15 protein-coding genes are annotated in these 13,533 nt (G+C 37.3%); 9 read left to right on the forward strand and 6 right to left on the reverse strand.

All coding sequences use genetic code 11. The features are described from left to right. The 3 genes from ACMGDK_RS03590 to ACMGDK_RS03600 all read right to left on the reverse strand — a co-directional run bounded on the left by ACMGDK_RS03590 (nucleotide 1) and on the right by ACMGDK_RS03600 (nucleotide 2,535). Entirely contained in the window at nucleotides 1–402 is a 402-nt protein-coding gene (locus ACMGDK_RS03590; RefSeq protein ID WP_436806662.1) for a hypothetical protein, read from the reverse strand. 62 nt (nucleotides 403–464) lie between these two features. Beyond that, complete coding sequence (gene rsmG, locus ACMGDK_RS03595) at nucleotides 465–1,100, reverse strand: 16S rRNA (guanine(527)-N(7))-methyltransferase RsmG (protein ID WP_111952984.1); 636 nt, start codon at nucleotides 1,098–1,100, stop codon at nucleotides 465–467. A 97-nt stretch (nucleotides 1,101–1,197) separates the two neighbouring features. After that, nucleotides 1,198–2,535 (reverse strand): M20/M25/M40 family metallo-hydrolase, encoded by a 1,338-nt coding sequence (locus ACMGDK_RS03600; RefSeq protein ID WP_436806663.1) that lies wholly within the window; start codon nucleotides 2,533–2,535, stop codon nucleotides 1,198–1,200. A 226-nt stretch (nucleotides 2,536–2,761) separates the two neighbouring features. Here ACMGDK_RS03600 and ACMGDK_RS03605 point away from each other — a divergent pair, with 226 nt between their 5' ends. The 4 genes from ACMGDK_RS03605 to ACMGDK_RS03620 all read left to right on the forward strand — a co-directional run bounded on the left by ACMGDK_RS03605 (nucleotide 2,762) and on the right by ACMGDK_RS03620 (nucleotide 5,437). Continuing rightward, entirely contained in the window at nucleotides 2,762–3,958 is a 1,197-nt protein-coding gene (locus ACMGDK_RS03605; RefSeq protein ID WP_436806664.1) for a pyridoxal phosphate-dependent aminotransferase, read from the forward strand. Nucleotides 3,959–4,130: 172 nt separating this feature from the next. Beyond that, nucleotides 4,131–4,763: a peroxiredoxin gene (locus ACMGDK_RS03610; RefSeq protein ID WP_436806665.1), complete on the forward strand. Its 633-nt coding sequence runs from the start codon at nucleotides 4,131–4,133 to the stop codon at nucleotides 4,761–4,763. Nucleotides 4,764–4,880: 117 nt separating this feature from the next. Continuing rightward, nucleotides 4,881–5,189: a thioredoxin family protein gene (locus ACMGDK_RS03615; RefSeq protein WP_034707328.1), complete on the forward strand. Its 309-nt coding sequence runs from the start codon at nucleotides 4,881–4,883 to the stop codon at nucleotides 5,187–5,189. After that, a complete protein-coding gene (locus ACMGDK_RS03620; protein WP_034727575.1) occupies nucleotides 5,189–5,437 on the forward strand; it encodes a DUF6952 family protein in 249 nt (82 codons plus the stop codon). Before ACMGDK_RS03615 ends, ACMGDK_RS03620 begins: the two co-directional genes overlap by 1 nt. Nucleotides 5,438–5,902: 465 nt before the next feature. Here ACMGDK_RS03620 and ACMGDK_RS03625 read toward each other — a convergent pair whose 3' ends face one another. From ACMGDK_RS03625 to ACMGDK_RS03635, 3 genes are read right to left on the reverse strand one after another with little or no spacing between them, the layout of a single operon-like run. Next, a complete protein-coding gene (locus ACMGDK_RS03625; RefSeq protein ID WP_436806666.1) occupies nucleotides 5,903–6,592 on the reverse strand; it encodes a Bax inhibitor-1/YccA family protein in 690 nt (229 codons plus the stop codon). Nucleotides 6,593–6,622: 30 nt separating this feature from the next. Next, nucleotides 6,623–7,066, reverse strand: coding sequence for a peptidylprolyl isomerase (locus ACMGDK_RS03630; RefSeq protein WP_436806667.1), 444 nt, complete (start codon nucleotides 7,064–7,066; stop codon nucleotides 6,623–6,625). A gap of 44 nt (nucleotides 7,067–7,110) precedes the next feature. Further along, nucleotides 7,111–8,145 carry an acyl-CoA reductase gene (locus ACMGDK_RS03635; protein ID WP_436806668.1) on the reverse strand — a complete coding sequence of 345 codons (1,035 nt, stop codon included), beginning with the start codon at nucleotides 8,143–8,145 and terminating at the stop codon, nucleotides 7,111–7,113. 59 nt (nucleotides 8,146–8,204) lie between these two features. On the opposite strand from ACMGDK_RS03635, the gene ACMGDK_RS03640 reads away from it, so the two are divergent. The 5 genes from ACMGDK_RS03640 to ACMGDK_RS03660 all read left to right on the forward strand — a co-directional run bounded on the left by ACMGDK_RS03640 (nucleotide 8,205) and on the right by ACMGDK_RS03660 (nucleotide 13,532). Further along, the gene (locus tag ACMGDK_RS03640) at nucleotides 8,205–8,555 is read left to right on the forward strand and encodes a 4Fe-4S binding protein (protein ID WP_040999034.1); all 351 of its coding nucleotides are present in this window, start codon (nucleotides 8,205–8,207) and stop codon (nucleotides 8,553–8,555) included. 117 nt (nucleotides 8,556–8,672) lie between these two features. Then, the gene (serC, locus tag ACMGDK_RS03645; protein ID WP_436806669.1) at nucleotides 8,673–9,737 is read left to right on the forward strand and encodes a 3-phosphoserine/phosphohydroxythreonine transaminase; all 1,065 of its coding nucleotides are present in this window, start codon (nucleotides 8,673–8,675) and stop codon (nucleotides 9,735–9,737) included. Between the two features lie 122 nt (nucleotides 9,738–9,859). After that, nucleotides 9,860–10,825 carry a D-2-hydroxyacid dehydrogenase gene (locus tag ACMGDK_RS03650; protein ID WP_436806670.1) on the forward strand — a complete coding sequence of 322 codons (966 nt, stop codon included), beginning with the start codon at nucleotides 9,860–9,862 and terminating at the stop codon, nucleotides 10,823–10,825. 3 nt (nucleotides 10,826–10,828) lie between these two features. Then, complete coding sequence (locus ACMGDK_RS03655; protein ID WP_436806671.1) at nucleotides 10,829–12,073, forward strand: DUF1015 domain-containing protein; 1,245 nt, start codon at nucleotides 10,829–10,831, stop codon at nucleotides 12,071–12,073. A gap of 55 nt (nucleotides 12,074–12,128) precedes the next feature. Continuing rightward, nucleotides 12,129–13,532, forward strand: a complete 1,404-nt coding sequence (locus ACMGDK_RS03660; protein ID WP_436806672.1) for a M20/M25/M40 family metallo-hydrolase — start codon at nucleotides 12,129–12,131, stop codon at nucleotides 13,530–13,532. Nucleotide 13,533 lies beyond the last annotated feature (1 nt).

The following is a 13,533-nucleotide window of genomic DNA, read 5'->3' on the forward strand; positions in this document are numbered from 1 at the left end:
TTATTCAACTACAATTGTTTTGGTAATCCAACTCCCTCCATTCCAGAATTTAAAGGTATACGTTCCTGTCTGGCGCGGACTGAAATTGATCTGATTGGCTCCCACATAAGTTTTCTGCGTACAAGGTCCATCTGTGGTATATTTATAAGCAGTAACAGATCTTTCCAGGCTGCTGTCATGAATATAATCATATCCGTAAAACCCCTCACATTGGGACGAATAGGTAGAATACGTCTTAATGCTCTGTATTGAATATACATCCATAGTATCCTGCATGATCTTCACACTGTCGATCTTGATTTTTTCTACGGATTGCACAGTCTGATAATCATCATCTTCGCAGGAAATAAAAACCATTCCTGAAAACAATGCAGAAAATCCAATATTTAGAAGTTTTTTCATAACCTTAAATTTACTGATTATTAATAGAAATTCAGCAAAAATTATTCCTTAATTCGGAAAAATTAAGAATTAAAATTGCCTTTTGATACATAAATCACTTTTTTAGTATCAAAAAATTCTTCATCAAAATAGTTTTTAAGATTGAAGATTTCACATTTAATCCCGGCTAATTCTTCTGCAAGGTCGCCGCCTTTTAAATATAAAACTCCATTGTGCTTGGGATTAAACTGTTCTTTTTCAAACTTTCCTTTCAGCCATCTCAGGAATTCCGGCATCTGGGTGACAGCGCGGCTTACCACAAAATGGAACTTTTCTTTTACCTTTTCCGCTCTTCCGTGAATGGCCGTTAAATTCGTTAACCCGATTCCTTCTGCCACTGCTTTCACAACAGTAATTTTCTTTCCGATAGAATCAACTAAGGTAAATTCTGTCTCCGGAAACAAAATTGCAAGGGGAATTCCCGGAAAACCTCCTCCTGTTCCAATGTCCAGCACTTTTGTTCCGGGCGCAAATTCCATTATTTTTGCAATTCCCAAGGAGTGCAGAACATGCTTTTCATACAACGATTCCATATCTTTTCTTGAGATCACATTGATTTTTTCATTCCACTCATTATACAGTTTCTCCAGCTGGGAAAACTGCTCGATCTGCTTCTCCGTAAGATCAGGAAAGTATTTTAATAGTAACGATGCTGCCATATGAATTATTATAATCTACAAAAATAAGTTTTATTTCTGTTGTATTCAAATGAAGTTATCCGGACCGGATTTTAATTTTCAGCTTCCTTAGTTGATATTATTTCGCAATCCCCGGAATAACAGGCACACTTAAATTTCCAGCCTGATTAACGGCCTGAACGGCAAAAATATAATTATCCTTTGAAAGTGGGATTTTAATGGAAAGCTCTTTAGTGAATATCTTTTTTTGCCAAACGGGACTGTCAGTTTCTCTTACAAGAATATAATATCCCGCCGGCGTCCCGGATTTTGACTTTTCCCATTGCAATGAAGTGGAATTGGTAAGTTCTTTAACCATTATTTCTACCCGCTCGGGTTTTGAGGGAGCTTTGGCAAGACTGGCCAAAACAGCAACATTTGCAGCCACATTCTTTTTAAGATAGTTAAAATCTATAAATTCGGGAAGATCACCATATTGCTTATTATTGTCGACTCTAATATCCTGGTGCTGTTGATCATAATTTTCATAATATTCTGTGAGCCTTACGGAAGGAAACCCCTGACTGACAAAGCTGGAATGATCTCCTCCGCGCAGGAACCTGTCGTTCCTATAGATCAGCTTAACTTCCAACCCTTTGACATATTCTTCTGTAATTTCTTTGATATACCGGGCCAGCTGCCGGGATCCACTGTCGTTTTCAAGACCCAGATTTCTTATAGCCATTGCTTTTTTATCGATCTCTGCATAAGGCAGCCCTTCGCTAAAAACCCTTAACATCCGGTTATTGATCTCACCCGTTTCTCCTGCTTTAGGATTTCCGATCATGTCATTGTTCAGGACTGCTTCTATCTGCAGGTTTTCTTTTTTAGCCTTATCTGCCAGAAGCTTAGATCCCAGCAAAGACTGCTCTTCTCCGGAAAAAGTAACGAAAATAATAGATGCGGGAAAGGAAGATCTGCTCAAAATTCTCGCAGCTTCTATAACAGCACCTACTCCGCTGCCGTCATCGTTAGCACCCGGTGCAGATGAAGTTCTGTTCATTACATCGGTAACCCGTGAATCCAGGTGTGCAGAAATCAGGAAAATCCTTTTATCATTAGGATCTGTACCTTTCAGAAAAGCTATAGGATTCCCCAGGTTGGTAACTTTGTCTATTCGTTTTCCATCCGGCTGAATATCTTCCTGCTGTAAGTAAACATCCATTCTTCCTCCGGAATTCTTTGCATAGCCTTTGAATTTTCCAAGTACCCAGTTCCTTGCCGCTCCTATTCCCCGGTTTTTATCTTCCGTTGAGCTTAAAGTATGCCTGGTATGAAAGCTTACAAGCTTATCGATATAGGATTTTAAAGAATCTGAACTTACTTCAGAAACGTATTTCTTTATTTCATCATCTTTTGTCCATACCTGAGAAAAACCGACAAAAGGAACCAACAGCAAAAGGAGAGAATATTTCATGCCAACTGAATAAATTTAAGATAGTTAAATATACAAAAACATAAGATTGGAACCACTTTTCATTTTCATGTTTATAGAAATTGAATATTTTGGAAGAAAAATATAAGAAACCACACCTCAATGATTAAATTAAAAAAACCTGACAAAAATCTTTTTTTCTGGCCTTACTTTTATTTCCCGGCAAAACGTTTTTATTATATATTTGTTAAAATTCAAAAAGACCCACATGGATAAACTTTCAGATAGAGTAAAAAGATTAGGTTACTCACAGACTTTCGTAATGTCCAACAAAGCAAGAGAAATGAAGGCCGCCGGCATTGATGTGATTAGTCTTACTCTTGGCGAACCGGATTTTGATGTTCCGGACAATATCAAACAGGCCGCTTTTGATGCGATTAACCAGAATTATAGCCATTACTCTCCTGTTCCTGGGTTTCTTGAACTTCGTGAAGCAATTGCCCATAAATTAAAAAGAGACAACAATCTCGAGTATAAGCCAGCACAGATTTGTGTTTCCAATGGTGCTAAACAAGCTATTTTAAATGTATTGGCTTCAGTGATCAATGATGGTGATGAAGTTCTTCTTCCGGCACCGTATTGGGTAAGCTATGATGAAATGGTAAAAATGATGGGAGGAACTTCGGTAATGCTTCCTACTTCTTATGTTACAGACTTTAAAATAACCGCTGAACAGCTTGAAGAATCCATTACAGATAAAACAAAAGCTATTCTTTTCAGTTCTCCGTGTAACCCTTCCGGCGGATATTATACGTATGATGAGTTAAAATCGATGGCAAAAGTTATTGCCAAATATCCTCATGTAACGGTTATTTCGGATGAGATCTACGAGTATATCAATTATGAAACAAAAACAACATCCATCGCTCAGTTCCCTGAAGTTTATGAGCAAACTGCGGTGATCAACGGAATGTCTAAAGCATTTGCCATGACGGGATGGAGAATCGGATATTCTGCCTGTCCGGAATGGCTGGCAAAAGCCTGTGAAAAGATCCAGGGACAAATGACCAGCGGAGCCAATACGGTGGCGCAGAGAGCTTCTATTACCGCTTTAAAAACAGATCCTTCTGAGTATAAATATATGATCAATGCTTTCCAGAAAAGAAGAGATTTGGTATATGACCTGATGAAAGAAATTCCAGGATTTAAAGTTTTACTTCCAAAAGCTGCATTTTATTTCTTTCCGGACATTTCCCATTATATCGGAAAAAACCTGAACGGTACGGAGATCAAAGATTCTGATGACTTTGCGATGTTCCTACTGGAAAATGCTCACGTAGGATGTGTAGGCGGTGTTTCTTTCGGAAGCCCAGAATGTATCCGGTTTTCTTATGCAGCTTCTGAAGAAGATCTTAGAGAAGCAATGAAAAGAATTAAAGATGTGTTGGCTCCATTCAATTCATAAACTAGACTGAATAAAAATTAGTATAAAGTAAACATAAAAGCTCTGGTTTCAGGGCTTTTTTCTTTGGATCCATTAAAAACAATTATAGATTTTATTTATCGATATTGATTTGTTTGATAGATGGAATAGTTATATATTTGCATAAGAAAATTTAATATAAAAACAGAAAATTATGTCTTTAGTAGGAAAAAAATTCCCAAATGTAACAATCGATGCTATGTCTGAAATGGGTGACGATCTTAGAATCAACATCCTTGAAGAAGCTACTTCTAACCAGCAAAAAGTAATTTTATTCTGGTATCCGAAAGATTTCACTTTCGTGTGTCCTACAGAGCTTCACGCTTTTCAGGATGCTTTAGGTGAATTCGCAAAAAGAAACACTAAAGTAATCGGTGCTTCTTGTGATACTAACGAGGTACACTTTGCATGGCTGAACACTCCAAAAGATAATGGAGGTATTGAAGGAGTAACTTACCCACTTTTAGCTGATACTCACAGACAATTGGCAAACATCCTAGGAATTGTAGATCAGGATTTCGAATACAATGAAGATGGAGAGGAAACTTTCACAGGTTCTAACGTAACTTACAGAGCAACTTATCTTATTGACGAAATTGGAAAAATTTTCCACGAGTCTGTAAACGATATGCCTCTTGGAAGAAACGTGAAAGAATATTTAAGACTGATCGACGCTTACACACACGTTCAAAAACACGGTGAAGTATGTCCTGCCAACTGGGAAGAAGGAAAAGATGCTATGAAAGCAGACAGAACTTCTACAGCAGAATACTTGGCTAAGAACTAAATTTAATATAACAATGTAGCAATCTAACAGTATAACAATTTTAAGATTCGTTTTTTAATTGTTAGATTGGTAAATTATTAGATTGCTACATTGTTTATTTTTTCTAAAAATAAACTTATGTACACAGAATTAACAGAAGATACTTTACAGAATATTGTGAACGACAATGAAAAAGTAGTTGTTCAGTATGGTGCCACATGGTGTGGAAACTGCAGAATTATGAAGCCTAAATTCAAAAAATTAGCATCAGAAAACGAAGAAATTCCTTTCTTATATGTAGATGCCGAAAAGCTTCCTGAAAGCAGAAAATTAGCAACGGTTGACAACCTTCCTACTTTCGCAGTTTTTAAAAACGGTGAATTGGTAAACCAGGTACAGAGCAACCAGGCTGAAAGTTTAATCAATCTTTTTAAAGAAATACAGTAATGAAGTTACCCGTAATCAGACAGTTTTATCAGAATCAGACGCCTGAAAATCTTGAAAAAACATTAGAGGTTTTAGAAAGCTTTTGCGAGTTCAGAGGAACCAGCGAAGAAGATCTGAATGTAGCAGGAGAACTGATCACCAATATCTGCGGTGCTTTAGAGGTCCATGCCAGTGTTCAGAACGGAATGAGCGAAAAAGATGCTTTAAATTCTTTTGCACAGAAGGTCTTAGGATCTATTGACAAGTAATTTTTTCACTCGATCATTAAGATTAATTGTAAAAATTACAACAAAAACACAGTACTACTGAGGCTTTCCTCGATACTATATTTTCTCAATTCTTTAATTACAACTTAAACACACGCTTGAAAGCTTCTGTAATATGCCATTGCTGATGCTCTTGCTGTTGTTTATAGATTAAAGAATAAAAAATCCCAGTGATATTTTCACCGGGATTTTTTGGTTAACTGGCTGAATTAAAATTAAAGTACTGAAAGATTTAAGAATTCAAATATTTAAAAATAGAACCACAGTTGAAGCTTCCGTCTTTCATTACTTTAATTAAAACACTAATATTCTTTATTCTCTCTTAGTGATATTTTGTGAAAACATTTGTGGAAATTCAAAAAAAATCCTGATGAAAATATCACCAGGATTAGTATGTATGAAGATTGAATCTGAATTTATAATTCTTCACTTTTCATTCTTCACTTATTAACTTCTTCTGCTCATTAAGATTCTCAGAATATACCAGAACAAAAGCATAACAGATGCAAAAAGCTGCAGTGAAGCACCTACATACTGTCCTGTAGAATAAACATCTTTTAGCTTACTTGTTTCATAAAGAATACTTGCAGAAGCCAAAAGTACCATTCCTACAGAGAACCAAAGCCCAAGATTGAATCCGAAAATTGCTCCCGCCACAATCAGTCCTATCGAAAGAAAACCTCCGATAACGATGATGTTTCTCAGGAATGAAAAATCTTTTTTAGAAGTAAATGCCACTGCCGAAAGTCCGGCAAACATGGCAATAGTAAGCATAGCAGCCTGGAAAATAATATTTCCTCCACCCTGCATTCCTGCTGCGATATAAATCATAGGCATGAAGATCACTGCTTCCAGAATGATATAGAATCCTAATCCGAAATACTGAGTCGTTCTGCTCTGTGAAAGCGACCATTTAGAAGCCAGCATTGAGGCCAGCCAGAAAACACCGATAATCAGTAACCATGTGTATTTTTGTCCGAACATCATAGCAATGATCTCTACCGGAACCGTTTTCAGTAAAATAGTTTCAACCCCGATAAATGCCAGGATTGATAAAGCGACATGCAGGTAAGTTTTTCTGTAAAAAGCTGCTTTTTCCACGTCTGAAGAATGAGCAACTAAAACATCTGTCATCATAGTTAGTATTTTTTATTGTTTTAAATTTAATTATTTGTCTTTTTTCGCAGGCATTACCCCAATAATCTTCCCATCCTCTTCAAAAACAGCCATAATTACCTCTTTTGAAGAAGAATCTCCTGCATATTTGTAGTTGATGCTTGGCAGACTGGAGCCATCCATTAATCGGTGATATCCTGTTTTTAAAATTTCCAGTTTTTTATTCATATCAAAACCATCTTTTACTTTTTTAAGAACGTTATCCGTAACGATTTCTTTTACCTTATCGGAAAGAAGTACATCAACTCCGGAACGATCAGGAAATTTCAGGGCTTCAACAAACTTAAGAAAGTTGTCATTATACAGATTGATCTTCTCCTTGCTCAACTGCGCAGGAATCTCTTTCTGAACTTTTTCAACCTTTACGTCTGTTACTTTCTGAGCAAACATCAGCTGTGCGGCAAGAACTGTAAGTCCTAAAAATATTTTTTTCATAATCTTTTTGTTATTGGTGAAATAAGTGAGTTAAGATACGAAAATCAGACCACTTCCAAAAATTTCATCGTATCTACATTATCTGCATAAGTATTTAAAGCAGGATGCTGCGCCTCACCGAAAGGAATTGAATTCAACCCCAGCTCATCTTTAGCCACAATACACTGGATATTTTCTTCGTTTTCGGCAATGAAATTTTTAACATCATCCAAAGATGAATACCTGCTGAAATGAATTACGGAAAGCGGACTGAAAAGCTTATCATCCTCTTTCAGCATAACGAAATTATTATCCCAGAATTTATCCCGGTTAAGGAGATAAACTGCCCTGTTATAATCATAATTATTAGCATATTTATTATGATTGATGATATCCTGGAATCCTACAAAACTCTCAAATAATCTATCAATAATAAAGTCGTCCGGAATAAAAATCCTGGTCACATTTCTGCAGCCCAGCCCGAAATACCTGAAAATATCTTCGGCAAGAAGCTGAAGCTCTTCAGGAGTTTCATCCCCTTTCAATACAGCTACAGAAGTTCTGTTTTTTCTGATGATGCTTAAATGGTTTTTGAAATAATATTCAAGGTATCTTGCAGTGTTATTGCTCCCTGTAGCGATTACAGCATCAAAATTTTCCAGCCTTTCAACAAATTCAAACTGTACAGCTCCATCTGACAGCTCATTCCATTTTTTTAGCAGGAACGGCACCATCTGCTTATCTTTTGAAGACAGTTTGATCAGTGGAATATGGCCGCTCAAGACAACAGCTATCACATCATGAAGTCCAACCAGAGGAATATTTCCGGCCAGGATCAATCCTACTCTTTTTGAAGTTTTGGCAACGGAATAATTTCTGATCCAGCTATTTATATTTTCCTGAGTAAGCAAATGAGTCCACTCGGTAAGAGCAAATTTCTGATTCTCAAGGGTAAACCAGGGGTTCTCTATTTCGGATCTTTTCAGCAATAACTCAAACTCTGTATCATGCTCATTATAATCCGCAGGATTCTTTGCTAAAAACTCTTTTATATACGTACTTAACTTAATAAGTCCTAAAACTTTATTTTCGATATTCATAATTACTTTTAAATTGGGGAATATTTTGTAATTTTGTGCAAATTTAAAAAAAATTAGCGATGGCTATTAAAATAACTGATGAATGCATTAATTGCGGAGCCTGCGAACCGGAATGCCCAAATAATGCAATATATGAAGGGGCCGTAGATTGGAAAGCTTCTGAAGGTACTGCTCTTACAGGTACCGTGACCATGCCGTCAGGACTTACTGTAGATGCAGATTCGCCACAGGAACCGGTAAGTGATGATGTATATTTCATTGTAACAGATAAATGTACAGAATGTAAAGGATTCCATGAAGAACCTCAGTGTGCAGCTGTCTGCCCGGTAGACTGCTGTGTTCCAGACGAAGACCACGTAGAATCTGAAGAAACCCTGCTTAATAAAAAAGCATTCTTACACGGTGAATAATAAAGGCTCCGTCTCAGCATAATGAGGCGGTTTTTTTAACGATAAATTTCAAGAATCTAGTAAAATATCAATATTAAACCGCAAGTCCATAACCTTGCACAACCAAAAAGTAAAAACATGAACAAAAAGCACAACTTCAGCGCAGGACCATGCATCTTACCTCAGGAGGTATTTGAAAAATCAGCGGAAGCTATTTTAGATTTTAACGGAATCGGGCTGTCCCTCCTTGAAATTTCGCACAGAAGCAAAGATTTTGTTGCTGTAATGGACGAAGCACGTGCCATTGTGAAAAGACTGATGAACCTTGGCGATGATTATGAAGTACTTTATTTAGGTGGTGGTGCGAGCCTGCAGTTTGCAATGGTTCCTTACAATCTTCTTAAAGTAGGCGGTAAAGCAGCTTATCTGGAGACAGGAACATGGGCGGCAGGAGCTGTTAAAGAAGCAAAAAAACTAGGAACTGTAGATGTGGTAGGCTCTTCTAAAGAAGAAAACTATTCTTTCATTCCAAAAAATTATACAGTAGGCTCGGAATACGATTATTTCCACTGCACATCGAACAATACAATCTACGGAACACAGATGAAATCTTTCCCTAAGGTAGATACTTTGATGGTTTGTGATATGAGTTCCGATATTTTCTCAAGACAGCTGGATTTCTCCAAATTTGACCTGATCTATGCCGGAGCCCAGAAAAATATGGGGCCTGCAGGAGTTACTTTAGTGGTGATCAAAAAAGAAATTCTTGGAAAAACAGGAAGAGAGAACATGCTTTCTATTCTGGATTATTCACAGCATATTTCAAAAGAATCTATGTACAATACTCCTCCGGTTTTCCCTGTGTATGCTTCCCTTCTTACTTTACAGTATCTTGAAAAGAACGGTGGAATTGCAGCAGCGGAAGCCAGAAATGAGGCCAAGGCAAAACTTTTATATGATGAGATCGACAGCAACCCTCTGTTTGAAACATTCTGCGTAAAAGAAGACCGCTCTTTAATGAATGTTTCTTTTAATATCACGGACGAAAGCAAAAAAGAGGCATTCGATGCTGCGTGGAAAGCTGCAGGAATCAGCGGACTCAACGGACACAGAAGCCTGGGCGGTTACAGAGCAAGTTTATACAACGCTTTACCTATTGAAAGTGTACAGGTTCTTGTGGATGTTATGAAATCTATTAAATAATTTAAGCATTAAAAATTCAAAGATTGAAAAGTTTAAAGCAGTTAATTTAAATTTATTAATTTGCGCCCCGATTTAAACTTTTTAAATAATTAAACTTTTCAGTCTTTAAATCTAAATAATACATGAAAGTTTTAGCAAACGACGGAATCTCGAAAACAGGAGAACTGGCCCTTACGGAAGCAGGATTTGAAGTCCTGCCGAACAGAGTGGCCCAGAATCACGTGATCAATTTCATTAATGAAAATAACGTGGATATTCTTTTGGTAAGAAGCGCTACGAAAGTAAGACAGGACATGATCGATGCTTGCCCAAGCCTGAAAATTATAGGACGCGGCGGTATCGGAATGGACAATATTGATGTGGATTATGCTAAAAGCAAAGGTATTAAAGTGATCAACACGCCTACAGCATCTTCAAAATCAGTAGCTGAGCTTGTTTTCGGACATTTTTTTGCACTGGCCAGGTTCCTTCACGAATCGAACCGGCTGATGCCATTGGAGGGAGAAACCCACTTCGATGCCATGAAAAAGTCATTCAGCAAAGCGTACGAACTTTCAGGAAAAACACTTGGAGTGATTGGCTTTGGAAGTATCGGGCAGGAAGTCGTGAAAATGGGAATAGCATTAGGAATGAAAATTAAAGTACTCACAAAGAATCCGAAGACAAAAGTTCTTACCCTGGACTTTTTCGACGGCCAGAGTCTGAACTTTGAGATCACCTCCACCAATGATATGGATGCTTTCCTTAAAGACACAGACTTTATCAGCATCAATACTCCAAAAACGAATGAATATATTATAGACACGCCTCAGTTTGAAAAAATGAAAGACGGAGTCTACATAGTAAATACTGCAAGAGGCGGCGTGATCAATGAGGTAGCCCTTATAGATTTCATCGAATCTGAAAAAGTGGCGGGAGCCGCTCTGGATGTGTTCGAAAACGAACCGACTCCGGAACTCCCTTTACTGATGAATCCTGCATTATCTCTTTCTCCTCACGTAGGTGGAAACACCATAGATGCACAGGAGAAGATCGGTGCAGAACTTGCAGAACAAATTATTAAGCTACAAAAAGAAACCATAAGATAAAATATGCCTGTTTTTAAACCTTTCCGTGGAATAAGACCTCATAAAGACTTTGAGAGCACTTTCCCTACCCACCCGCTGGACAATTTCACCCAAGAGGAGATTGCAGAGAAAGCTCAAGTTGAAAATACTTACATCAATATGATCAAACCCTATGTTGTAAGTAAATCCAAAGATATTGACCGGAATTTAAGGAAGATCCGTTCAACGTTTGAAGAACTTCTGGAAGAAAAAAAACTGATCCAGGACAGTTCATCATATTATCTTTATGAGCAAATTTACCCTAATAAGCAGATTTTCAGAGGATTGCTAGGCTTGGCGAGTATTGAAGATTTCTGGAACGGAAAGATCAAAAGACACGAAAGTACTATTCCGCAGAAAAAGGAAAAACTGGCTCATTATCTCGACAAAGTAAGTCTTCAGGCTGAGCCTGTGCTTCTTACCTACCCTTCCAATTCAAAGATCGAGCTTCTGATGAATCATGAAGAGAAGAATGTTCCTATTTTCAACCATGTCGATTCTATCGGGATCAGGCATAAAATCTGGAGGATAGACAACCGTCTGAAACTTCAGCAGTTCAAGGAAGTGATTGACCAGATTGATTCTTTCTACATTGCAGATGGCCACCACAGGATCGGATCTACCGCTTTGAATGCCAAACATCACAAAGAGAAAAATAAGAGACACAATGGTACTGAAGCCTACAATTTTGTGTACAGCTTTATTGTCTCCAACCAGTCTATCAAGATTCATGATTACAACAGAATCCTGTCAGATCTTAACGGGCTTTCCAGCGAAGAGTTTTTAAAAGAGCTGGACCAGTATTTTCTGATTCACGAAAAAGGAGAAACTTCTTATTTCCCTTCACAGAAATTCCATATCTCAATGTACCTGGATGGTAAATTCTACTCACTTCACGTGAAACACAACCTCCGTTCAACGGAAATGTCCCTTGATAATCTTGACCATCATCTTTTAGATAAATATATTTTCAAGAATATCCTTAAAATAGAAGATTCAGACAGTTCTGAAAAGATTTCCTATGCTAAAGGAACCTCCAACATCCAGGGAATCAACTTCTTAAAAGAAAAAATAGACAATGGTGAGGGAAAAGTAGGGTTCGGAATCTATCCGGTGAGTTTCAACGATATGATTAAAATTTCTGACCTTAAACTCAGCATGCCTCCAAAATGTACATTTATTGAACCGAAATTGGTTACAGCACTGTTAATGTACGATATGAAACCTTAATAAATTCCTAATTTTTCCCTACTTTTATCATCGGAAAAAGAAAGGTAAATAAAAAATGAAAAAAATCTTCATTATACTTCCACTCTTTTTGAGTGGATTTTTATTTTCTCAAAAAAAGCCACAGAAAAAACCGGTAAAAAAGACAACCGTGGCCAAGTTCAACTATCATGATGAATTCAGGAAAATCTCAGATGAGGTAATGACCAACGGTACAGCCTATGAAAATCTGGGTGAGCTTACCAAAGGCATCGGACCACGCTTCAGTGCAACTGCCGGCTATATAAAAGCGGTGGAATGGGCAGAAAAAAAACTTAAATCTATCGGTATTGAAATGATCTGGAGAATGGAAGCTAAAGCTCCGGTCTGGATAAGAGGAAGAGAATCTTTGCAAATAAAAACTGCGAATGGAGATTGGAAAAATATCAGAATGCTGTCTTTCGGGAATTCTGAAGGAACAGGCGGGAAAGATCTTACAGGCGAAATTGTTTTAATCAACTCCACTTCTGAACTTAATGCCATGTCTATCGGACAATTGAAAGATAAAATCGTTTTCGTAAATCTTCCTATGGATCCGAAGATCATTAATACAAATGATTCTTATTTAATTACCGCAAAATCTAAATTAATTTCCGCTTCTGTGATTGCTAAAACAGGAGCAAAAGCTTTAATTATAAGATCTTTAACAACAGCTATGGACGATACACCACACGCAAAAATGGTGTATTATGAACCTGATGACAAAGTAAGAATTCCTGCCTTGTCCATTGGAGTAAAATCCGCTGATGAATTGGAAAAATTATTAAAAAATCAAAAAGTTACCGCCAAAATAAATATGACTGCGCAATCAAAAGGCGACACTACCAATCCGAATATTATTGCTGAAATTCAGGGTAAAAAAGATTCTAAAGTGATTGTTTTAGGAGCTCAATTAGACTCTTGGGATTTCGGTGAAGGCGCTATTGATGACGGAACCGGTGTTGCACAATGCATTGAAGTTTTAAGAACATTTAAAGCGCTTGGAATCGAAAATAATCATACGATAAGAGTTGTTTTTTATGCTAACAGCGAAAACGGAGGACAAGGACGTGAAATGTATGCAGCCTATGTGAAAAAGAAACAAGAAAAGCATGTTTTTGCTTTAGGAACAGATGCAGGAGGATATTCGCCAAGAGGATTTTCCTTAGACATGCCGCCACAAAGACGAAGACAGATTTTTGAATGGAAAAATTATTTCCTTCCTTACGGTATTTATGATTTTGACCAAACTGAAGCTATTCAGGATATTTCTCCACTGAAAAAATTAGATATTCCATTAGCCGAATTGGTGGTAGATACACAAAGATATTTTGATTACCATCACTCTGAACAAGATACTTTCGATAAAGTGAACAAAAGAGAACTACTACTGGGCGCCACCGCAATGACACAACTTATTTTTATGATCGATAAAAACTGGTAAA

It is taken from the genome of Chryseobacterium hilariae, from assembly GCF_051400735.1.
Classification (GTDB): Bacteria; Bacteroidota; Bacteroidia; order Flavobacteriales; family Weeksellaceae; genus Chryseobacterium.